This window comes from Staphylococcus sp. 11-B-312, assembly GCF_016743055.1.
GTDB lineage: Bacteria > Bacillota > Bacilli > Staphylococcales > Staphylococcaceae > Staphylococcus > Staphylococcus ureilyticus.
Window position 1 is genome coordinate 2,400,671 of the sequence record NZ_CP068241.1, and the last position, 23,953, is coordinate 2,424,623.

22 protein-coding genes and 1 other annotated feature are annotated in these 23,953 nt (G+C 35.7%); of the genes, 1 reads left to right on the forward strand and 21 read right to left on the reverse strand.

Annotated elements, in window-relative coordinates; all coding sequences use genetic code 11:
- Positions 1-13: 13 nt before the first annotated feature.
- The 5 genes from JG554_RS13255 to JG554_RS11610 form a co-directional block, all read right to left on the reverse strand.
- Positions 14-631, reverse strand: coding sequence for a hypothetical protein (locus tag JG554_RS13255; protein ID WP_238394769.1), 618 nt, complete (start codon positions 629-631; stop codon positions 14-16).
- Positions 632-851: 220 nt separating this feature from the next.
- Complete coding sequence (locus JG554_RS11595; protein ID WP_070039462.1) at positions 852-1,358, reverse strand: GNAT family N-acetyltransferase; 507 nt, start codon at positions 1,356-1,358, stop codon at positions 852-854.
- 24 nt (positions 1,359-1,382) lie between these two features.
- On the reverse strand, positions 1,383-1,952 hold the full coding sequence (locus tag JG554_RS11600; protein WP_070039463.1) for a GNAT family N-acetyltransferase: 570 nt from the start codon (positions 1,950-1,952) through the stop codon (positions 1,383-1,385).
- A gap of 172 nt (positions 1,953-2,124) precedes the next feature.
- The gene (locus JG554_RS11605; protein ID WP_238394770.1) at positions 2,125-2,553 is read right to left on the reverse strand and encodes an AAA family ATPase; all 429 of its coding nucleotides are present in this window, start codon (positions 2,551-2,553) and stop codon (positions 2,125-2,127) included.
- Positions 2,554-2,748: 195 nt separating this feature from the next.
- Positions 2,749-3,936 (reverse strand): glycine C-acetyltransferase, encoded by a 1,188-nt coding sequence (locus tag JG554_RS11610; RefSeq protein ID WP_046207675.1) that lies wholly within the window; start codon positions 3,934-3,936, stop codon positions 2,749-2,751.
- 190 nt (positions 3,937-4,126) lie between these two features.
- On the opposite strand from JG554_RS11610, the gene JG554_RS11615 reads away from it, so the two are divergent.
- The gene (locus JG554_RS11615) at positions 4,127-5,299 is read left to right on the forward strand and encodes a M20 family metallopeptidase (protein WP_046207676.1); all 1,173 of its coding nucleotides are present in this window, start codon (positions 4,127-4,129) and stop codon (positions 5,297-5,299) included.
- Positions 5,300-5,458: 159 nt separating this feature from the next.
- On the opposite strand, the gene tuf is transcribed toward JG554_RS11615, so the two are convergent.
- The 16 genes from tuf to JG554_RS11695 all read right to left on the reverse strand — a co-directional run bounded on the left by tuf (position 5,459) and on the right by JG554_RS11695 (position 23,895).
- Positions 5,459-6,646 (reverse strand): elongation factor Tu, encoded by a 1,188-nt coding sequence (gene tuf, locus JG554_RS11620; RefSeq protein WP_046207677.1) that lies wholly within the window; start codon positions 6,644-6,646, stop codon positions 5,459-5,461.
- 215 nt (positions 6,647-6,861) lie between these two features.
- The gene (fusA, locus tag JG554_RS11625; protein ID WP_046207678.1) at positions 6,862-8,955 is read right to left on the reverse strand and encodes an elongation factor G; all 2,094 of its coding nucleotides are present in this window, start codon (positions 8,953-8,955) and stop codon (positions 6,862-6,864) included.
- Positions 8,956-9,072: 117 nt separating this feature from the next.
- Positions 9,073-9,543, reverse strand: coding sequence for a 30S ribosomal protein S7 (gene rpsG / locus JG554_RS11630; protein WP_019468564.1), 471 nt, complete (start codon positions 9,541-9,543; stop codon positions 9,073-9,075).
- Between the two features lie 71 nt (positions 9,544-9,614).
- Positions 9,615-10,028 (reverse strand): 30S ribosomal protein S12, encoded by a 414-nt coding sequence (gene rpsL, locus JG554_RS11635; RefSeq protein ID WP_019468565.1) that lies wholly within the window; start codon positions 10,026-10,028, stop codon positions 9,615-9,617.
- Positions 10,029-10,122: 94 nt separating this feature from the next.
- Positions 10,123-10,377 carry a ribosomal L7Ae/L30e/S12e/Gadd45 family protein gene (locus JG554_RS11640; protein ID WP_046207679.1) on the reverse strand — a complete coding sequence of 85 codons (255 nt, stop codon included), beginning with the start codon at positions 10,375-10,377 and terminating at the stop codon, positions 10,123-10,125.
- A gap of 283 nt (positions 10,378-10,660) precedes the next feature.
- Positions 10,661-14,254 (reverse strand): DNA-directed RNA polymerase subunit beta', encoded by a 3,594-nt coding sequence (gene rpoC / locus JG554_RS11645; protein WP_169926877.1) that lies wholly within the window; start codon positions 14,252-14,254, stop codon positions 10,661-10,663.
- A 170-nt stretch (positions 14,255-14,424) separates the two neighbouring features.
- Positions 14,425-17,976: a DNA-directed RNA polymerase subunit beta gene (gene rpoB / locus JG554_RS11650; protein WP_064209891.1), complete on the reverse strand. Its 3,552-nt coding sequence runs from the start codon at positions 17,974-17,976 to the stop codon at positions 14,425-14,427.
- A gap of 199 nt (positions 17,977-18,175) precedes the next feature.
- On the reverse strand, positions 18,176-18,784 hold the full coding sequence (locus tag JG554_RS11655) for a class I SAM-dependent methyltransferase (RefSeq protein ID WP_070657486.1): 609 nt from the start codon (positions 18,782-18,784) through the stop codon (positions 18,176-18,178).
- Positions 18,785-19,035: 251 nt separating this feature from the next.
- Positions 19,036-19,404, reverse strand: coding sequence for a 50S ribosomal protein L7/L12 (rplL, locus tag JG554_RS11660; protein WP_046207683.1), 369 nt, complete (start codon positions 19,402-19,404; stop codon positions 19,036-19,038).
- A 40-nt stretch (positions 19,405-19,444) separates the two neighbouring features.
- Positions 19,445-19,954: a 50S ribosomal protein L10 gene (rplJ, locus tag JG554_RS11665; RefSeq protein WP_046207684.1), complete on the reverse strand. Its 510-nt coding sequence runs from the start codon at positions 19,952-19,954 to the stop codon at positions 19,445-19,447.
- 77 nt (positions 19,955-20,031) lie between these two features.
- Positions 20,032-20,179, reverse strand: a sequence feature (ribosomal protein L10 leader region).
- 90 nt (positions 20,180-20,269) lie between these two features.
- The gene (gene rplA, locus JG554_RS11670; protein WP_046207685.1) at positions 20,270-20,965 is read right to left on the reverse strand and encodes a 50S ribosomal protein L1; all 696 of its coding nucleotides are present in this window, start codon (positions 20,963-20,965) and stop codon (positions 20,270-20,272) included.
- 228 nt (positions 20,966-21,193) lie between these two features.
- Entirely contained in the window at positions 21,194-21,616 is a 423-nt protein-coding gene (gene rplK / locus JG554_RS11675; protein ID WP_019468573.1) for a 50S ribosomal protein L11, read from the reverse strand.
- Between the two features lie 561 nt (positions 21,617-22,177).
- Positions 22,178-22,726, reverse strand: a complete 549-nt coding sequence (nusG, locus tag JG554_RS11680) for a transcription termination/antitermination protein NusG (protein ID WP_019468574.1) — start codon at positions 22,724-22,726, stop codon at positions 22,178-22,180.
- Between the two features lie 14 nt (positions 22,727-22,740).
- Positions 22,741-22,920 carry a preprotein translocase subunit SecE gene (secE, locus tag JG554_RS11685; RefSeq protein ID WP_046207686.1) on the reverse strand — a complete coding sequence of 60 codons (180 nt, stop codon included), beginning with the start codon at positions 22,918-22,920 and terminating at the stop codon, positions 22,741-22,743.
- Positions 22,921-23,047: 127 nt separating this feature from the next.
- Positions 23,048-23,191, reverse strand: a complete 144-nt coding sequence (gene rpmG / locus JG554_RS11690; protein WP_071560108.1) for a 50S ribosomal protein L33 — start codon at positions 23,189-23,191, stop codon at positions 23,048-23,050.
- 122 nt (positions 23,192-23,313) lie between these two features.
- Positions 23,314-23,895: a sigma-70 family RNA polymerase sigma factor gene (locus tag JG554_RS11695; RefSeq protein ID WP_107360030.1), complete on the reverse strand. Its 582-nt coding sequence runs from the start codon at positions 23,893-23,895 to the stop codon at positions 23,314-23,316.
- Between the last annotated feature and the right edge of the window lie 58 nt (positions 23,896-23,953).

A 23,953-nucleotide genomic window follows, 5' to 3' on the forward strand; every position in this document is an offset into this window, starting at 1 on the left:
GATGGACCATAACCTATAATATATAGTTGAATATCATTTCTATCTGTGTTTTTACTATATAGTTTATTAATTTTATTACGTAGGAAATATCTTTAATATTATCTTCGAACCTTGCTTTTATTAAAAGATTTCTTTTCGTATTTATAGGCTTTCTCTTGAGATCAATATGTTCAGCATTTACATACTGGGAAAACACTGAGTTATATTTGTATTTCTCTATAAATTTTTCTTTTATAGTATCTGTACTTACTCTTATACTATCAATGTATTCTAAACCTAAATCCAGTGAGTCATCTATATATTCTAATGGGCCATGAATTTCACCAATTATTTTAATCTTTTTGTTTTTTTGTTTAACCTCTTTAGCATAAATAAATAGTTCTTCTCTTGTGATAATTAGTAAATCTCCTGCTGCGATTTTAATAAAATCATCAAATTTATAAAACTGAACATTATTATTATTTATACCTTCATGTATAATTAAGCGCGTTATATCGTCACTTTCAAAATCTAATATATTAAAGTAATTAACATTATTACCATTCTTCAAAAATGATTTTATTAAATTTATGTTACTTCTTGATGTGCCTTCTTTGGCAAAGATATTGTATCCCAATATATTAATATTCATTTTCTCACCTTTCGTTCCCTAATCTTTTTACTTTTAAAAATTCCCTAAATTCAATAAAAGTTATTTTCGAAATAAACTAAACTCTGCTAATTATACATTATTATTTTATTTATATCTATGTTATATTACATTTTTGAATTAAATTTTCAATTTTTAAATATTTTAAACATAAAAAAAGTTGCCATTTTCTTACATGGCAACTTTTAATAATTATGCTATTTTATGCGATTTCTATCTGGAAACGACGAACGACTGTGCCATCATCTAAAGTTGAAGATTCTATTTCTTCCCCACCATTGTGTAAGATGACAGCTGCAGAGGCTTCATTATCTTTTTCACAAGTAATCAGCGCTTCTTGTACGCCAATACGTGATAAGTAGTCTAATGACTTTTTCAAAATTTTATTCCCAAAGCCCTTGCCTCGGTAGCTCTTACGAACACCGTAGCCAACATGGCCGCCAATAATTTTTAATTTTTCATTCAAATGATGGCGAATATTGGCAGCGCCAATAATCTTATCATCATCAATTAAAAACAATGTCGTATTATCTACTGTCTCATCATTAGATTTGTTATCTGCTAATTCATGTACAATTTCTTCAAAATTATTGTATTTGGTAATATTCGTAATCTCAGGCACTACCTTTTCATCGTGATCTATCCATTCTTTCATATAATCACAATATAATGTTTCGTCAGCCATTGTTAACTCTCTAAATTCAACCATGTTGACACTCCTTCCTTTTAGTTGCTATCCCATTGGTTCGTCATGTGTATTGAGATAATACACGTAGTTGTCAGTCCATTGTCCATGTTCGAAAATAAATCCTTTTCGAATACATTCAAATGCAAAGCCTAATTTTTCAATTAACTGAATAGAAGGTTGATTATCCAAATTGATGTGTGCTTCTATTCTATGAAACTTTAAAGTCTCTTTCGTTTGTTTCACAAGTTCTGATAAAGCTTCATAAGCATACCCTTGATGCCAGTATTGATTATGGATAAAATAACCGATTTCTGCCCATTGAAATTGATCGCGGCTTAAATTTTTAATGTTAAGCATACCAAGATGACGTCCCGTTTTATCAAAGATGCCAAATATATACAAATCATCATCTTTAATCGCTTGTTGATGCTTTAAAACCATTGCCGCAAACCATGGTTCCGTGGCATCTGACATGTCTACTTGGCCTTTATCATGCTTGTATTGCGCAGGATAACGATTTACAAATCCTGACAACCATGACTCATAATCATTTTCTTCTAACGGTCTAATGATAAGCCGTTGTGTAGTGAAATGCAACCCTAAATTATTTTTCATTGAAAAACCCCTTAACATAAGGCGTCAGCAACCAAAACTATAACATCATTTGGCATAAAATCAACCTTTTAATTTATTAAAAATATGAACTGCTTCTAAGGACGATTTCACTCGTCATGAAGATCATTCATGATCATCGTGAGTATATCATTTTGTGTCATCATTTCAGTACTCAATTTCTCATTTTTACATTTAATGTATCTTTTTCAACAAACCAACTTGCAAGTTTTTGTACACTAAAATCGGTATATGCTTTTGAGTGATGTCTTCTCACGGTTTCTGCATAAGGTAAGTCGAAATAATAAATATAGCTTTTAATATGCGTACTTGAAATAATGCTCTGTAACATATTACCATATTTTTCTTTATTGAAAATACCCTCTACAATAACATATTTACAATGTGCTATGCCAAATAGTGTAATGTATTTTATTAGCTCAATTGATAAATTGCCTGGTCTATCTGAGACGTTTAACATATGGCGTCTTATTTCATCTTGACCCACGCGCATGACACCATTACCCAACATGCTTTGTAAGTTACGGGCAATAGTCGTTTTGCCACTACCAGAGTTACCTCTTAATAATATTAGTTTTGTCATTGTATCGCCCTATCCTCTAGATAAATTGTGATTTATGTATATACTTTCATAAGTGTTAAACTTATACCCTATCAAAGTGATTAAAATCAAAAAAGCTAGACCCTTTATATCCATACAAATAGGATATAAGCAGTCTAGCATTTTGTTGCTTCATTTATTTTTTATATTCATTCGTTTTATAAATTGGAGTTAGCGTTAAATTGTACCTAGTTCTTTACCTACTTTTTCATATGCCGCTAATGCTTGATCAAGCATTTCTTTTGTATGTGCAGCTGTAGGCATATTACGAACACGGCCCGTACCTTTAGGCACTGTTGGAAAGACGATGGATTTCACATAGATACCTTCATCTTTTAAGCGGCTACTAAATGCTTGTGTTTCTTTTTCGTCACCTATGATTACTGGTGTAATTGGTGATTCAGAATTACCAATGTCAAAACCTAATTTTTTCAATCCGTCTTTTAAGTAATTACCATTTTCCCAAAGTTTATCGTGTAATTCTGTTGATGCCATTAATTTCTTAACAGCTTCAGTGATGGCTTTTGTATCACCGGGCGCTAATGATGTTGAGAATAAGAATGGTCTTGATTGTGCTTTCAACCAATCGATCAATGATTGTGTACCAGCTACATAACCACCGACAACACCAATCGCTTTAGATAATGTACCAATTTGGAAGTCAATTTTATCTTGAAGGCCAAAATGTTTCACTGTACCTGCACCATTGCCCATGACACCAGAGCCATGTGCGTCATCAACATATGTGATTAAACCGAATTCTTCTGCAATTTCTACGATTTCTGGTAATTTAGCAACATCGCCATCCATACTAAATACACCGTCAGTAATATACATTACTTTATTGTATTGTCCAGATTCAACAGCTTCTTTCGCTTTAGCGCGTAAATCGTCCATATCTGAATGGTTGACGCGTATAATTTTCGCTTTAGATAAACGACATCCATCAATAATTGATGCGTGGTTTAATTCATCTGATAGGATAGCATCATTTTTATTCATCACAGCTGAAATGGCTGCCATGTTACAATTAAAACCTGATTGGTATGCAATCGCTGCCTCTGTACCTTTAAACTTCGCAAGTGTTTCTTCCAATTCGTCATGAAGGTCTAATGTACCGTTAATAGATCTTACTGCACCTGCACCTACGCCATGAGTGTCTATGGCATCTTTGGCAGCTTGTTTTAAATCTTCATCTGTTGCAAGTCCTAAATAGTTATTTGAAGACAAATTAACATAGTTTTTCCCGTTTATTTTAATCTCTGGTCCATTTGCACCTTCAATTGTATCAATTTCATTATAAAGTCCATTATCTTTTAAATATTGAATATTTTCATCTAAAAAGCCATGTAGTGACTGTACCACTGGAAATCCCCCTTTGAGTTATCTACTATTTAATCCTATCATAACCCATTTTCTTGTATCAGGAAAGTAGAATCACACGATTTATTAAAGCGTTTTCTACAATCTAATTAAAGTCACAATAATTGTCTCTACAGTAAAGTCATTTAAAATGATATAATAGAATAATCATTTTAAGGAAGAAGGGTTGAAGTTGTTTGATTGGTTTCAACTAGCAAGAGAAAAGGAAAACAGAATGATACAAATACGTCGCTATTTGCATCAATATCCTGAATTATCATTTGAGGAGTATCATACACGTGACTACATCCTAAATCAACTCAGCCAACTATCATGCGAGGTACGGTCGCCCGTTGGAAGAAATGGTATTGTCGCAACATTTAGTGCACAAGGAGACGGTCCAACGATTGCATTACGTGCTGATTTTGATGCTTTACCTATCAATGAACTCACTGAAGTAGATTACAAGTCTAAAAATCCTGGTGCAATGCATGCATGTGGGCACGATGGTCATACTGCAATACTACTAGCCGTTGCTGAAATCATCGACGCACATAAAAGCAAATTAAATGGTGATGTCGTGCTAATTTTCCAATATGGTGAAGAAATTATGCCAGGTGGCTCACAAGAAATGATTGATGATGGCTGCTTACAAAACGTAGATAGAATATATGGAAACCATCTGTGGAGTGGCTATCCTACCGGCACAATTTATTCTCGTCCTGGTGCGATGATGGCCTCTCCAGATGAATTCAACGTAACGATTCATGGTCAAGGTGGACACGGTGCGAAGCCACACGAAACCATCGATCCTGTTGTCATTATGGCTGAATTTATCATTAGTGCGCAAAAAATTGTTTCTAGAACGATTGATCCAGTAAAACAAGCTGTTATTAGCTTCGGTATGGTACAATCTGGTTCGGCAGATAATGTCATTCCAGATACTGCATTTTGTAAAGGAACGGTGCGTACTTTTGATACAGAAGTACAAGCACATGTGATGCACAAGATGGATAAGCTATTGCAAGGGTTGGCTGTTGCGAATGATATTACTTATGATTTTGATTATATTAAAGGTTATTTGCCTGTCCACAATAATCCTAAATGCTTTGACATCGTTAAACAAGCTTCAAATGAGATGAATTTAAGATTTAACGAATCTGAATTAATGATGATTGGCGAGGACTTTTCACATTATCAAAAAGTACGTCCAGGTGCATTCTTTTTAACAGGTTGTGGTAACCCTGAAAAAGATACCACACATCCACACCATAGCCCATATTTCAATCTAGATGAAAAGGCATTAAAATATAGTGCCAGCCAGTTTTTAAAAATATTAGAGTTGGAAAATGTAATTAAGCCCTAGGCCTGAATAGCCTAGGGTCTTTTTATTTCCAAATATCTTACACTTTAAATTTCAACCTTAATCATAATATTATTCAGTTGAAAAATAAATATTACATCAAAAATAAAAAAGAGCCTCCAACATGGAGACTCTTCAAATCTATATTAAAGATAAGATATCTTATTTGTAGATTTCAGTTACAACGCCTGATCCAACAGTACGTCCACCTTCACGGATAGAGAAACGTGTACCGTCTTCGATAGCGATTGGAGAAATTAGTTCAACTTCCATTTCAACATTGTCGCCAGGCATAACCATTTCAGTACCTTCTGGTAAAGTAACAACGCCTGTTACGTCAGTAGTACGGAAATAGAATTGTGGGCGGTAGTTACTGAAGAATGGAGTATGACGTCCACCTTCATCTTTAGATAAAACGTAAACTTCCGCTTTAAACTTTGTATGTGGTGTAATTGAACCAGGAGCAGCTAAAACTTGACCACGTTGGATGTCTTCACGTGCAACACCACGTAATAACGCACCAATGTTGTCACCAGCTTCAGCATAGTCTAATAATTTACGGAACATTTCTACACCAGTAACAGTTGTTTTGCTTGATTCTTCTTGCATACCGATGATTTCAACTTCTTCACCGACTTTGATTTGACCACGTTCAACACGGCCTGTAGCAACAGTACCACGACCAGTGATTGAGAATACGTCCTCAACTGGCATCATGAATGGTTTGTCAGAATCACGTTCTGGTGTTGGAATGAATTCGTCAACAGCTTGCATTAAGTCTAAGATTTTTTGCTCATAGTCAGCGTCGCCTTCAAGTGCTTTTAATGCTGAACCAGAGATTACAGGTACATCGTCACCTGGGAAGTCATATTCGCTTAATAAGTCACGAACTTCCATTTCTACTAATTCTAATAATTCTTCATCGTCAACCATGTCAACTTTGTTTAAGAATACAACTAATGCTGGAACACCAACGTTACGTGATAAAAGGATGTGTTCACGAGTTTGTGGCATTGGACCATCTGCAGCAGATACTACTAAGATAGCTCCGTCCATTTGTGCAGCACCAGTGATCATGTTTTTAACATAGTCAGCGTGTCCTGGGCAGTCAACGTGAGCATAGTGACGTTTGTCAGTAGTATACTCGATGTGTGCAGTATTAATTGTAATACCACGTTCTTTTTCTTCTGGAGCGTTGTCAATCATGTCGTATGATTGTGCAACAGTGTCACCATTTTTTGCTAAAACAGTTGCGATAGCAGCTGTTAAAGTAGTTTTACCATGGTCAACGTGTCCGATTGTACCAATATTGGCATGTTCTTTTGAGCGATCGAATTTTTCTTTAGCCATTATAAAATCTCTCCTATTCGTTAGAAAAATAATTGTTAAATTTATCTCTCATGACAGTTTCTCACCATCATGAGAAGATGATTAATTTAGTTTAAAAGGACCATACAGTACCTTTATAATGCATTTTCCCTAAAAAATCAATTAATAAAACTGTAAGCCATATAATTATGCTTTACATGTATTGTACAGACTGTCACTGCACAATACAAGTCTAATTATTCAGCTGTTTTATTACCACTGTTTTTCTTAATTATATCTTCAGAAATTGATTTTGGAACTTCTGCATAGTGATCGAAGTACATTGTGTATGTTCCACGACCTTGTGTATTAGAACGTAATGAAGTTGCATAACCGAACATTTCTGAAAGTGGTACAAAGGCATTTACAACTTGTGCATTACCACGAGGTTCCATACCATCAACACGTCCACGACGAGATGTTACATCACCCATGATGTCACCCATGTATTCTTCAGGCATTTCAATTGTAACTTTCATCATTGGTTCTAAGATAACTGGTTCACATTTTTTAGCTGCTTCTTTAAGCGCTAATGATGCAGCGATTTTGAAGGCCATTTCTGATGAATCGACATCATGATATGAACCATCAAATAATTTTGCTTTAACATCAATTAATGGATAACCAGCTAATACACCGTTTTCCATAGCATCTTTAAGTCCTGCTTCAACTGATGGAATGTATTCACGAGGAACTACACCACCAACGATAGCGTTTTCGAATTCGAAACCGCCGCCTGTTTCGTTCGGTTCAAATTCAATTTTAACGTCACCGTATTGTCCACGACCACCAGATTGACGCGCGAATTTACCTTGAACTTGTGCTGATTGCTTAAATGTTTCACGGTATGAAACCATTGGCGCACCAACATTACATTCAACGTTAAATTCTTTTTTCATACGGTCAACTAAGATGTCTAAGTGAAGCTCACCCATACCACCGATGATAACTTGTCCAGTTTCTTCGTCAGTGTGTGCATGGAATGTTGGGTCTTCTTCTTGTAATTTAACTAAAGCTGTAGTCATTTTGTCTTGGTCAGCTTTAGATTTTGGTTCAACTGATAAGTGAATAACAGGTTCTGGGAAGTCCATTGATTCCAAGATAATGTCATTTTTCTCACCACATAAAGTATCACCAGTACCAGTTTCTTTTAGACCTACCGCAGCAGCGATATCTCCTGAGTAAACTGTGTTAAGCTCTTGACGAGAGTTAGCGTGCATTTGTAGTAAACGACCTACACGTTCACGTTTATTCTTCGTAGAGTTTTTAACATAAGAACCAGAAGTTAATGTACCTGAGTACACACGGAAGAATGTTAACTTACCAACATAAGGGTCAGTCATTACTTTGAACGCTAGTGCAGCGAACTCAGCATTGTCATCCGCTTTTGCGATAACTTCTTCTTCTGGATCATCAGCACGGTGACCGATAATTGGTTTAACATCTAATGGTGAAGGTAAATAGTCAATTACTGCGTTAAGCATTAATTGAACACCTTTGTTTTTGAAGGCAGTACCAACAAGAACTGGGTAGAATTCAATATTATTAGTTGCTTGACGAATAGCGTCTTTTAATTCAGCTACAGTAATTTCTTCGTCACCAAGATATTTTTCCATTAATTCATCACTTGTTTCAGCTACTGCTTCAATAAGTGTTGCACGAGCTTCTTCAGCTCTTTCTTTTTGATCTTCAGGAATTTCAATTTCTTCAATTTCAGTTCCTAAGTCATTGTTGTATTTGAAACATTTCATTTCAACTAAGTCGATGATTGCTTCAAATTCATCTTCCGCACCAATTGGTAATTGGATTGGTTGTGCATTCGCTTGTAGGCGATCATGAATTGTGCTTACAGCATATTCAAAGTTCGCACCTAGTTTATCCATTTTGTTTACGAATACAATACGAGGAACGCCGTAAGTTGTTGCTTGACGCCAAACTGTTTCAGTTTGAGGTTCAACACCTGATTGCGCATCAAGTACTGTAACCGCACCATCAAGTACACGTAATGAACGTTCAACTTCAACAGTGAAGTCTACGTGTCCAGGTGTATCGATGATGTTTACACGGTGATCATCCCATGAAGCTGTTGTTGCAGCTGATGTGATTGTAATACCGCGGTCTTGCTCCTGTTCCATCCAGTCCATTTGTGAAGCTCCTTCATGAGTTTCACCAATTTTATGGATACGTCCAGTATAGTAAAGAATACGTTCAGTCGTAGTTGTTTTACCAGCATCGATGTGAGCCATGATACCGATATTACGAGTTCTTTCTAAACTAAAATCTCTAGCCATGTATTTTTCTCCTTCCAGTATAACTGCGAATAAATACTATAAATATGGCGATGCCCTAAGCATGCACCTAGATAGTAAACTATCAATGTGGAACATGCTCAGGGAAAACCTACTATCCTACCAACGATAGTGAGCGAAGGCTTTGTTAGCTTCAGCCATTTTATGAACGTCTTCACGTTTCTTAACTGCACCACCAGTGTTGTTTGCAGCGTCTAAAATTTCGTTAGCTAAACGTTCTTCCATCGTTTTTTCACCACGAAGACGTGAATAGTTAACTAACCAACGAAGGCCTAAAGTAGTACGACGTTCTGGACGAACTTCTACAGGTACTTGATAGTTAGAGCCACCTACACGACGTGCTTTAACTTCTAATACTGGCATAATGTTGTCGATAGCTTCTTCGAAAACTTCGATAGCTTCACGACCACTGCGTTCTTGAACTAATTCAAATGCAGAATAAAGAATTTTTTGAGCTGTTCCACGTTTACCATCTAACATAATTTTGTTAATTAATTTAGTAACTAATTTTGAGTTATGAATTGGATCTGGTAATACGTCTCTTTTTGGTACTGATCCTTTACGAGGCATAATATAAATCCTCCCTTCCTAATTATAATATATTTTCATTCTTTATAACGAAAATTTACGCAATCTTAAACTTATTTTTTAGGTTTTTTAGTTCCGTATAATGAACGACCTTGTCTACGACCGTCAACACCTGAAGTATCAAGTGCACCACGTACGATGTGGTAACGTACACCAGGTAAGTCTTTTACACGTCCACCACGTACAAGTACAACACTGTGTTCTTGTAAGTTGTGTCCGATACCAGGGATATACGCGTTAATTTCGATGTTGTTAGACAAACGCACACGAGCATATTTACGTAACGCAGAGTTAGGTTTTTTAGGTGTCATAGTACCTACACGTGTACAAACACCACGTTTTTGCGGTGAGTTTAAGCTAGTGTACTTTTTCTTTTTACTGTTGTAGTTTCTGTTCAATGCTGGTGAATCATAGTTTTTTGATTTGCTTTGTCTTGGTTTACGTACTAATTGGTTAATAGTTGGCATGAAATATGTCCTCCTCTCTTCTTTTATAATCCCACACATCCAGGTGGTTCATTTTAAAGGTAAATAAAATTTAGTAAGAAAAATCTTACTAATCTCATTTCAATAATGCAACAACAGTCGCATTAACGTTTATACCTACATACTTTCCTAAAGCTCGTTTGCTCTCGAAAAATGAGATAGATATGTTTTTTTGATTGATTTGACTTAACACGCGAGTCATTAGATGAACTTCAACGTCTTCAGCGATAATCAATGATGTCACTTGATCTTTATTCAAAGCTTTTAGCGTCTGTTTAAGACCAATAACATAGTGTTGTTTGTTAAAGCGTGCAACTTTTTCATTAGACATCTAAATATCCTCCAAAGTTCTGCTTGCATCAACCTTAATAATAATAACATCAAAATTACTGCGTAGTCAACTTTAATTAGCATTTTTTGCAGAAAATATATAAAAAAATAAAAGAGCGAAATAAAGATCAAATGTTACCATCTCATCTTTTATTTCGCCCAAAGTAAAATGGTCAGTCACTTAAGACATAGACACGTGTTGCAATCCTACAACTTCAACACATGTCTATATGTTTATACAAGCTCAAATGAATGCTAAACCATTTCATATTTTAAAAGCAATACTAGATTTCAGTTGGTTGAATCTCTTCAACAACTTCTTCTGGTGTCGCTTTATCATACTGTACATCACTGTAACGTCTCATACCTGTACCAGCTGGGATGAGCTTACCAATAATAACGTTCTCTTTAAGTCCAAGTAAGTTATCACGTTTACCTTTGATAGCAGCATCTGTAAGTACACGTGTTGTTTCTTGGAATGAAGCTGCTGATAAGAAGCTTTCAGTTTCAAGAGAAGCTTTTGTTATACCTAATAATACAGGTTTAGATGTTGCTGGACGTTTACGTTCTTTGAATGCTTCGCGGTTCGCATCTGTAAAGTTATGAATATCTACAAGTGCACCTGGAAGTAATTTCGTATCTCCAGCTTCAATGATACGTACTTTACGTAACATTTGTCTTACCATAACTTCAACGTGTTTATCATCAATTTCAACACCTTGCATACGGTAAACTTTTTGAACTTCTTTTAATAAATAACTTTCTGTTGCATTCAAGCCAGATATAGATAAGAAGTTCTTAGGTTCAATTGAACCTTCTGTGAGTGCTTCACCACGTTCAACACTTTGGCCAACTTCAACTTTTAATCTTGAAGTACCTGAAGCTAGGTAAGATTTCGTTTCATTTGCGCCTTTGATGACGATTTCTTGTTGACGATCTTTGGCAACGCTAATGTCATCTACGACACCTTCAATTTCAGTCACGACTGCTTGACCTTTAGGGTTACGCGCCTCGAAAATCTCTTGGATACGAGGAAGACCTTGCGTGATATCACTACCTGCTACACCACCTGTGTGGAATGTACGCATTGTAAGCTGTGTACCTGGTTCACCGATGGATTGGGCAGCAATTGTACCAACTGCTTCACCAACTTCAACTTTTTCACCAGTAGCAAGGTTTTTACCATAACATTTTTCACATACACCATGACGTGTATTACATGTGAATGCTGAACGGATATACATTTCTTCTATACCAGCGTCTGTGATTTTCTTAGCAATTTCTGCTGTTACTAACTCATCTGGACGAACGATGACTTCATCTGTTTCTGGATGGCGAATCGTTTCTTTAGAATAACGACCTTCAATACGTTCGCTGAATGGTTCAATCATTTCAGTACCTTCTTTAATATCAGATACAAGTAAACCACGGTCCGTACCACAGTCTTCTTCACGAACGATAACATCTTGTGCCACATCAACAAGACGACGAGTAAGATAACCAGAGTCCGCTGTTTTAAGTGCTGTATCGGCAAGACCTTTACGTGCACCATGTGTAGAGATAAAGTATTCTAACACTGTTAAACCTTCACGGAATGATGAAGTGATTGGTAATTCAATAATCTTACCGGATGGTGCAGCCATAAGTCCACGCATACCTGCTAACTGTGTAAAGTTAGATGCGTTACCACGGGCACCAGAGTCACTCATCATAAAGATTGGGTTTGTTTTTTCAAGTGATCCCATTAATTCGTTTTGAATTTGGTCTTTGGCATCAGTCCAAATTTCAACAACTGCATTGTAACGTTCAAATTCAGTAATTAAACCACGGTTGAATTGTTTTTGTACTTTTTCAACTAGTTTTTCATGTTCATCTAAAATTTGTTGCTTATCTGGTAAAACCACAATGTCAGATACACCGACAGTGATACCAGCTTTAGAAGAGAATTTGAATCCTAAGTCTTTCATTCTATCTAACATCATAGATGTATCTGTGATGCTGAATCGATTAAAGACTTCTGCAATGATATTTCCTAAGAAATTCTTGTTGAATGGTTCGATGAGTGGTTGTTCATCAAAATATGCTTTTAATCCACCCTCACCTAATTCTGTCGCAGAAACAAAGTATTTGTCTGGCGTACTGTTTTCAAGGTTATATTTTGTTGGTTCGTTAATATATGCAAATGAATCAGGAATGATTTCATTAAAGATTACTTTACCAACAGATGTTGTTAAAATTTTATGATTTTGCGCTTCTGTAAATGTTGGGTTATTAAATGAACTTGCATGCACACCTATACGTGTGTGTAAATGTACATAACCATTCGCATAAGCTTTCAACACTTCGTTTGTATCATTATAAATTGTACCAGTATTTACTGCATCTTTACGTTCTAAAGTAAGGTAATAGTTACCTAATACCATATCTTGTGATGGTGTAACAACAGGTTTACCATCTTTAGGGTTTAAGATGTTTTGTGCTGCAAGCATAAGCATACGTGCTTCTGCTTGTGCTTCTTTAGATAATGGTACGTGAACAGCCATTTGGTCACCATCAAAGTCAGCGTTATAAGCTGTAGTTGCAAGTGGATGTAGACGAATCGCACGACCTTCTACAAGTGTAGGTTCAAATGCTTGGATACCTAATCTATGCAGCGTTGGTGCACGGTTTAAAAGAACTGGATGTTCTTTAATGACGTCTTCTAGTACATCCCATACTTCATCATCCATACGTTCAATCTTGCTTTTCGCATTTTTAATGTTTGTCGCAATTTCACGTTGAACTAATTCTTTCATGATGAAAGGTTTAAACAACTCTAAAGCCATTTCTTTAGGTAAGCCACATTGATACATCTTCAAGCTTGGTCCAACAGCGATAACGGAACGGCCTGAATAGTCAACACGTTTACCTAATAAGTTTTGACGGAAACGACCTTGTTTACCTTTAAGCATATGTGACAATGATTTTAATGGACGGTTACCTGGTCCAGTTACTGGACGACCACGGCGACCATTATCGATAAGTGCATCAACTGCTTCTTGTAACATACGTTTTTCGTTTTGTACGATGATGCCAGGAGCACCTAAATCTAATAAACGTTTTAAACGGTTGTTACGGTTGATGACACGGCGATATAAATCATTTAAATCACTTGTTGCAAAACGTCCACCGTCTAATTGAACCATTGGTCTGATTTCTGGTGGAATTATTGGAAGTACATCCAATACCATCCAAGCTGGATTATTACCAGAATGTCTGAATGATTCAACTACTTCTAATCGTTTAATCGCACGTGTAAGTCTTTGTCCTGTTGCAGACTCTAACTCATCACGCAATTCTTTTAATTCTGTATCCAAATCAATTTCATCTAATAATTCTTTGATACCTTCAGCACCCATTTTAGCTGTAAATTGACCAGGGAATTTATCATAGTACTCTCTGAATTCTGCTTCAGATAGTAATGTCTTTTTCTCTAATCCAGTTGGGCCAGGATTTACAACAACATAAGAAGCAAAATAAATGACTTCTTCTAATGCTCTTGGTGACATATCTAATAATAGTCCCATGCGGCTTGGAATACCTTTGAAGTACCAAATATGTGAAACTGGCGCAGCTAATTCAATGTGTCCCATTCTTTCACGGCGCACTTTAGATTTAGTTACTTCTACTCCACATCTATCACAAACCATACCTTTATAGCGTACACGTTTGTATTTACCACAACTACATTCCCAGTCTTTTGTAGGTCCGAAAATTCTCTCACAGAATAGACCATCTTTTTCTGGTTTTAAAGTACGATAGTTAATTGTTTCTGGCTTTTTAACCTCACCAAAAGACCATGAACGGATTTTTTCAGGTGAAGCAAGTCCTATTTTCATATAATGGAAATTATTTACATCAATCAAGGAGCCTACCTCCTTCAATTTAGATTAGCTGTGCAAATTGATTGATTGCTCTTTATCAATAATAGATAAGGCCATAATGAGGCAAGTACGATGACTTTACCCCAAAATGGTATATCTTTTTATAAACTTAAATGCGATCTGTATTAGTCAGTAATTTCTTTTTGTGATTGTGGCGCTTCTTTTTGTTGAAGGTCCACTTTACGTTCTACTGCATCTTCATCTTCGTTATCTTGCATGTCGATTTCATTGTCATGCTCATCCATAATCTTAACATCTAATCCTAAACTTTGAAGTTCTTTCATCAATACTCTGAATGATTCAGGAACACCAGGTTTAGTAATGTTTTCACCTTTAACAATAGATTCATAAGTTTTTACACGACCTACTGTATCATCAGATTTATAAGTTAAGATTTCTTGAAGTGTGTATGCAGCACCGTAAGCTTCAAGTGCCCATACTTCCATCTCACCGAAACGTTGTCCACCGAATTGTGCTTTACCACCTAATGGTTGTTGCGTAACAAGTGAGTATGGTCCAGTTGAACGTGCGTGTAATTTATCGTCAACCATGTGTGCAAGTTTCAACATATACATAACGCCGACTGAGATTCTGTTATCGAATGGTTCACCCGTACGTCCATCGTATAATACTGTCTTACCGTCACGTGCCATACCAGCTTCTTCAATCGTTGACCATACATCTTCATCACTCGCACCATCAAATACTGGTGAAGCAACATGAATACCTAAGTTTTTAGCAGCCATACCTAAATGTAACTCTAATACTTGTCCGATATTCATACGTGATGGAACACCTAGTGGGTTCAACATGATGTCGATTGGTGTACCGTCTGGTAAGTAAGGCATATCTTCTTCAGGAACTAACTTAGAGATAACACCTTTGTTACCGTGACGACCACACATTTTGTCACCAACATGTATTTTACGTTTTTGAACGATATAAACACGTACTAATTGGTTTACACCTGGAGATAATGTGTCATCTCCTTCTTCACGGTTGAAGACTTTAACGTCTAGAACAATACCGCCTGCACCATGAGGTACACGTAATGATGTATCACGTACTTCACGTGCTTTTTCACCGAATATCGCATGTAATAAGCGTTCTTCTGCTGTTAATTCTGTTACACCTTTAGGCGTTACTTTACCTACTAAAATGTCTCCGTCATTAACTTCAGCACCTACGTATACAATACCACGGTCATCTAAGTTTTTAAGCGCACTATCTGAAACGTTAGGAATATCACGTGTAATTTCTTCAGGTCCTAGTTTTGTATCACGTGCTTCTGATTCATATTCTTCAATATGGATAGAAGTATATACGTCATCTTTCACTAGGCGTTCGCTCATAATTACAGCATCTTCATAGTTGTAACCGTCCCATGTCATGAATCCGACAACTACGTTTCTACCTAACGCCATTTCACCAAGTTCCATTGAAGGACCATCGGCTAAAATTTCACCTTTCGTTACGACATCACCTGTAGCAACGATTGGTCTTTGGTTATAACAAGTACCTGTGTTTGAGCGTTTGAACTTAGCTAACGGATAGCGATCGATTTCGCCTTCGTATTCTTGTCCATCTTCTTCGATAAGTTGACGTACAAGAATTTCATTAGATTCAACGTGTTCAACACGGCCTTTATGTTTAGCGACAATTGCAGCACCAGAGTCACGAGCTGCTACGTGTTCCATACCAGTACCTACGAAAGGTGATTCTGGATTCATCAATGGTACTGCTTGACGTTGCATGTTTGCACCCATTAATGCACGGTTAGAGTCATCGTTTTCTAAGAATGGAATACATGCTGTTGCTGCAGAAACAACTTGTTTAGGAGATACATCCATGTAATCCATTTTTTCTTTGGCCATAACTGTGTTGTTACCACGGAAACGACAAACAACTTCATCGTCTAAGAAACGACCATTTTCATCTAGTTTAGAATTCGCTTGTGCTACTACATAGCTATCTTCTTCATCAGCTGTTAAATAATCGATTTGATCTGTGATACTATTCGTCTCAAGATCTACTTTACGATATGGTGTTTCAATGAAACCAAATTCATTTACACGTGCATAACTTGATAATGAGTTGATCAAACCAATGTTTGGTCCCTCTGGTGTTTCGATTGGACACATACGGCCATAGTGAGAGTAGTGAACGTCACGCACTTCCATTTGAGCACGTTCACGTGTTAAACCACCAGGTCCTAATGCTGATAGACGACGTTTATGTGTCAATTCTGCTAATGGATTGGCTTGGTCCATGAATTGTGACAATTGAGAACTACCAAAGAATTCTTTAATTGACGCAATAACTGGACGGATATTAATTAATTGTTGTGGCGTAATTGAATCTGTGTCTTGAATAGACATTCTTTCACGTACCACACGTTCCATTCTTGATAAACCAATACGGAATTGGTTTTGTAGTAACTCCCCTACTGAACGTAGACGACGATTACCTAAATGGTCAATATCATCTGTGAATCCAATACCACTTAATAAATTAAAGAAATATGACATTGATGCGATGATGTCAGCTGGTGTAATACATTTCACTTCTGAATCTGGGAATGCATTACCAATAACTGTTGTTGTGCGGCCTTCTTCATCATTAGGAACATATACTTTAATAGATTGAATTTCTACTGGTTCATCAATCACAGTACCTTCAAGTTCAAAAACTTCACTGTTCGCATTAGATTCTAATACATCCATGATTTCATCTAAATTACGACGATCTAGGACAGTACCTTCTTCAGCTACAATTTCACCTGTTTCAGCATTAACAATTGGTTCTGCTAATTTTTGATTGAATAAGCGGTGTTTTAAATGAAGTTTTTTATTCGCTTTATAACGACCCACGCTTGCTAAATCATAACGTTTCGGATCGAAGAAACGTGAGTATAGTAAGCTTTTCGCATTTTCTACTGTCGGAGGTTCACCTGGGCGTAAACGCTCATAAATTTCTAATAGTGCTTGATCAGTATTTTCAGTACCATCTTTTTCTAATGTATTACGTAAGTACTCATTGTCTCCTAAAAGATCAATGATTTCTTGATCTGTTGAGAAACCTAAAGCTCTCAATAATACTGTTAGTGGTAATTTTCTTGTTCTATCAATACGTACATAAACTACATCTTTGGCATCAGTTTCATACTCTAACCATGCGCCACGGTTAGGAATAATTGTTGCATCATAGTTTGTGCGACCATTTTTATCTAATTTTTCATTAAAGTAAACGGATGGTGAACGAACTAATTGCGATACGATTACACGCTCAGCACCATTAATCACAAATGTACCTGTATCTGTCATTAATGGGAAATCACCCATAAATACTTCTTGCTCTTTCACTTCGCCTGTTTCTTTAATGATTAGACGTACTTTTACACGTAGAGGTGCAGAATACGTCGTATCACGGTTTTTCGATTCTTCTAAATCATATTTTGATTCTCCAAGTCTGTAATCAACAAACTCTAAAGACAGATTTCCTGTGAAATCTTCAATCGGTGAAATGTCTCTAAACATTTCATATAAACCTTCTTCTAAGAACCACTCGTAAGACTTAGTTTGAATCTCAATTAAATTCGGTAATTCTAATACCTCTGAAATTCTCGCATAGTTTCTACGTTTACGATGTCTTCCATATTGGACAAATTGACCTGCCAAACAGATTCACCCCTCAAAAATTGCGTGTTTACTTTTACTAAATCAGCAAATATAATTAGACAAAAAGAAAACGGTAGCATAACTCATGACACCATTTTCTATTTCACCTTATATACTTTGTTAATTTATACGTAAAAGTACACACTTATTGAACATAATTTTTTACATTCTATTACTATATCAGAACAGTGGTTTTTAATCAACCTTTTACACTTCTTAATATATAATAGCCTTTGTGCTTTTCTAATACTTCTACATTACCAAATGTTTCTTCCATTTTTTTCTTCGCAGATGGCATACCTTGTTTCTTTTGAATCACAACATAAAGGGCACCATTCGCTTTTAATTTATGATGCGCATCAGTTAAGATGCTATGAACTACTTTTTTTCCTGCTCTAATCGGTGGATTCGTTAATACAAAATCAAAAGCATTATCCTCTACTTGCGATAACCCATCACTTTCTTTGATCTCTACATTCTCTAAATGATTTTGCGTTTTATTTTTAATCGATAAGGAAAGTGCGCGTTGATTTACATCAACCATCGTTATTTCATGGTGCGGAGACACTTTTGCAATCATCAAACCAATCGGTCCATAACCACAACCAACATCTATAATTTTTTTAGTAGGACCCGGGGGATTTTCTTTCAAAAAAGTATTGATTAATAAATCTGAACCAAAGTCTATTTTCCCTTTAGAAAATACACCTGAATCAGTAACTAATTTTAAATCATAGTTTTTGTAGGAATACGTAAAAGGAAGTTCAGCGCTTTCTACTTCAGGATTTTCATCATAGTAATGACTCATGACTACACCTCTTTTAATCTAATTCATCTTAGATTAATACTATACCCTCAACAAAACTTTGTAACAACAAACGATTCATTCAGGATAGATCAAATAAGATAAAACCCCGTTATAACGATAACGGGGTTTTCATTTCTCAAAGATTTCAGGATATCCACATTGCATTTAAGATTAGCGTATCGAAATAGCTAATGTGTTAAACTGCTTGAATAACCTTCAATATATAATTATGAACTGTTAGCCAGCTAGAATTATTTTAATTCTACTGTAGCGCCAACTTCTTCTAATGCTTCTTTAAGTTTTTCAGCTTCTTCAGTTGGTAAAGCTTCTTTGATTACTTTAGGAGCTCCGTCAACTAATTCTTTAGCATCTTTTAATCCTAAGCCAGTAGCTTCTTTAACAGCTTTAACGACTTTGATTTTAGATGATCCAGCTGATGTTAATTCAACATCAAATTCTGTTTTTTCTTCAGCAGCGTCTCCGCCACCTGCTGCACCTGCTGCTGCTACTGGAGCTGCTGCAGTTACACCAAATTCTTCTTCAATTGCTTTTACTAAGTCGTTTAATTCTAAAACTGACATTTCTTTAATTGCTTCAATGATTTGTTCTTGATTAGCCATTTTAATATTCCTCCATTAATTTTATTAGTTTTATGCGCAATTATTCAGCGCTTTCTTCGTTTTGTTCTTTATCTTCTCCAACAGCTTTAACTGCATAAGCGAAATTGCGTACTGGAGCTTGTAATACTGATAAAAGCATAGAAACAAGACCGTCGTGTGATGGTAATGTACCAACTGTGTTAACTTCTTCAGCAGAAATAACACTGCCTTCCATAACACCTACTTTAATTTCTAAAGCTTTATGTTCTTTAGCAAATCCTGCTAATACTTTTGCTGGAGCAACAACATCTTCTGTTGAAGTAGCAACTGCAGTAGGACCTACTAAGTGTTCATTTAAATCTTCTAAGCCAACTTGATCAGCAGCACGACGAACCATTGTATTTTTCAATACTTTGAATTCAACGCCAGCTTCACGTAATTGTGAACGTAATTCAGTTACTTCTGAAACAGTTAGACCGCGGTAGTCAACGATTACAGTAGATACTGAATTCTTTAATGATTCAGCAATTACATCAACTTGTTGTTTTTTAGCTTCGATGATAGCAGACATTTAGACACCTCCATAGTTTATTTATTTGGTGCTTTTAATCTTGATTACAACTGCTAATTACGTCAATTAACAGCTTTATCTCAATAAAAAAAGCACTTTCTACCCACGGCAAAAAGTGCTTGAAAGATCTAAAAATCTTCACGTTCAAGTCAATTTTAGCCTCGGTAGGATTATTTTTAAGTTATGACTAACTCCTACTGTCTTAGGTAAAATAATACATTAACCAATATAACTGGTTAAATATAATATGTCAATATATTTTTAAAGATAAGACTGAATATATCCATCCAGTCTTATCATCATTTATATTTAAGATTAAAGTTTGAAGCTAGAAGTATCGACTTTTACGCCAGGACCCATTGTTGTTGTAACAGCAACAGATTTGAAGTAAGTACCTTTAGCTGAAGATGGTTTTGCTTTAGTTAACACATCTTGTAAAGCTTTGAAGTTTTCAACAAGTTTGTCAGTATCAAATGATACTTTACCAATAGAAGCATGTACAATACCAGCTTTTTCAGCACGATATTCTACTTTACCTGCTTTGATTTCTTCAACTGCTTTTGTAACGTCCATTGTTACAGTTCCAGTTTTAGGGTTTGGCATTAAACCTTTAGGTCCTAATACACGACCAAGTTTACCAACTTCACCCATCATATCTGGTGTAGCTACTACTACGTCAAAGTCAAACCAACCTTGTTGGATTTGTTGAACATATTCACCTTCACCAACGAAATCTGCACCTGCTGCTTCTGCTTCAGCTGCTTTGTCTCCTTTTGCGAATACCAATACACGTTGTGATTTACCTGTACCATTTGGAAGTACAACTGCACCACGGATTTGTTGATCATTTTTACGTGTATCAATTCCTAAACGGAATGCTACTTCAACTGATGCGTCAAAGTTAGCAATACTTGTTTCTTTAGCTAATTCAACTGCTTCTTCCACACTATAGTGTTTTTGGCGGTCAATTTTATTAGCTACTTCTTGAAATCTTTTACTTTTCTTAGCCATTTCATGTCCTCCTTTAGTGGTTTTAGCGGAATTTCCTCCCACATTTACTCGCATTTGCAAGTTAAGAGCAGATAACAGAGAGGTTTTAATCATATTTCATCTCAGGAAACACTTCCTAAATAAATGACAATTTCCCTCTTATTACGACAATATTGAACGCTTTGATCCTGTTTGTCATTTCTGTCATCTGCTTCATCGTCAATCTATGTTTTCGTTGATTTTTTTATATTATTGAACTGTGATACCCATACTACGTGCAGTACCTTCGATAATACGCATAGCTGCTTCTTCGTCTGCAGCGTTTAAATCTTGCATTTTTTGGTTTGCAATTTCACGTACTTGATCTTTAGTTACTGTAGCAACTTTGTTTTTGTTAGGTTCACCAGAACCTTTTTCAACGCCAGCTGCTTTTTTAAGTAGTACTGGAGCCGGTGGAGTTTTTGTAATGAATGTAAATGAACGATCTTCATAAACACTGATTTCTACCGGAATAATTAAACCTGCATCTTCTTGTGTACGTGCGTTGAATTCCTTACAGAATCCCATAATGTTCACACCTGCTTGACCTAATGCTGGACCAACTGGTGGTGCTGGGTTTGCTTTACCTGCAGGAATTTGTAATTTAACAACTTTTTCTACTTTTTTAGCCACGATGTGCACCTCCTTGATATCGTGATGTGGTCACAGGACTCAGTTTTGTCCTCCCACTCTTCTACATTTCGTGACGAAATGAACGCTCTATAAGCGTGACCACAGTATTATAACATCTACTCAAATCATAAAGCAAGAGTAAAATGGAACTTTTTTTTATAGAACCCCTTATCATTTTAATGATTAGGGGTTCTTAATGCATGAGCCCTAGCTCAGGTATTCCTTACACTGAATCATTTTAATGATTAGGGGTTCTTAATGCATGAGCCCTAGCTCAGGTATTCCTTACACTGAATCATTTTAATGATTAGGGGTTCTTAATGCATGAGCCCTAGCTCAGGTATTCCTTACACTGAATCATTTTAATGATTAGGGGTTCTTAATGCATGAGCCCTAGCTCAGGTATTCCTTACACTGAATCATTTTAATGATTAGGGGTTCTTAATGCATGAGCCCTAGCTCAGGTATTCCTTACACTGAATCATTTTAATGATTAGGGGTTCTTAATGCATGTAAAGTAATATTTCTTGCTTTAACAAGTCTAGTATTACTTATATACCTTTATAATTTTTCAATTTGATCGAATTCTACTTCAACAGGTGTTTCTCTACCAAACATGTCTACAAGAACTGTCAATTTAAACTTATCCGCTTCAATTTCTTGAACTTCACCAACTTGATTCGCAAATGGACCTGATTTGATTTGAACTTGCTCACCTAAATCTAATTCAACATCAATTGTTTTTTCTTTCATGCCCATTTGTTTCAAGATGAAACGTGCTTCTTCAGGTAATAATGGATTTGGTTTTGACCCAGCACCTGCTGAACCAACAAATCCTGTAACACCCGGTGTGTTTCTCACAATATACCATGATTCATCAGTCATGATTAATTCGACTAATACATAGCCAGGAAATGTTTTTTTAGTTAACGTTTTAGCTTTACCATCTTTAACTTGTGTTTCTTCTTCTTCAGGTATAACCACTCTGAATATCAATTCAGTCATATTCATAGATTCCACACGTTTTTCTAAATTCTTCTTAACTTTGTTCTCATAACCAGAATAAGTATGCACAGCATACCAACGCTTTGCGCCAACTTCCTCAGACATGTCGTCACTCCTATCTATTTAATTAACTCTATAACTCTACCAATACCTAAATCTAAGACATAGAAGAAGGCTAAGAAAAATACTACCGTTGACACAACAATAATAGTATATTTAAATAATTCTTCTTTCGTTGGCCAACTCGTCTTTTCCATTTCTGACTTTACGCCTTGAAAGAAATTTTCTTTTTTAGCCATTAGCAATACCTCCATATTAATTCGATTTTCTCATTTGCTTATACATACGACAAATTAAGCAAATACAATACTCACAACTAAATTGGAAGGTTATATTTACTCAATTACTAAATCTAATATACCGACATTATTTCGCTTCTTTATGAACTGTATGTGCGTTACATCTTGGACAATACTTCTTCAATGTCAATCTTGATGTAAGGTTACTTTGCTTTGGAACATTATAATTTCTATTTCCACACGTTTCACAGCTTAATGGCACTTTTTTCATTTCACTTCACCTTACTCATTATAATACCAATCTACTATACATAACATCTCTGTCAATTGTCAATCTTCCACTATTGCTTTCTATTAATCCAAAAATCATTTTATACGTATCCATAACTGTTTTTAGTCATGATACTTTTGCTTAAAAACACGCTTTAATTTCAGTTTACATCTATGTATCGAATTGTAAACTATCTTAACATTTAGATTTAAGATATGGGCAACCTCTGATGGTTTATAATCATTTAAAATATATTTTATAATACCTTGTTCTAACTCTGTTAATTTTTCAACACTTTGATGCAACAAAACCAGGGTTTCTCTTCTTAAAATAATGTCATCCGGTTGCCTCACTTGCCTTAACACTTGGACACTACTTAACATTTCATTTTCTAATAACCTTTGTCGTCTTACATCAGCTAATTTTTTTCGTATATAATCATTTCTGGCATTTTTGATAGTGCGATTTACGTAATGTGCTAACGGTATGTCTTTTGAAAAATCAAATTGACTTATCGCTTTGAATAATTTCAAAAGTATTTCTTGTTGTAAATCTTCTTTATCATCAGGATGTATTGTGAAATGATTTAAACATTTTCTAATATGTGGTTGTATTTGCTCAAGTAAATCGATTAGGAAATGAATATCTTGGCGTTTGCTTTTTGAAACTGGTATTGATTCTTGATGTTTTATTCTTTGGTGCATGCTTTTTTATCCTTTCAATCAGAATAAAGTTAGCATACAAAGGACGCTATAAAAAAAG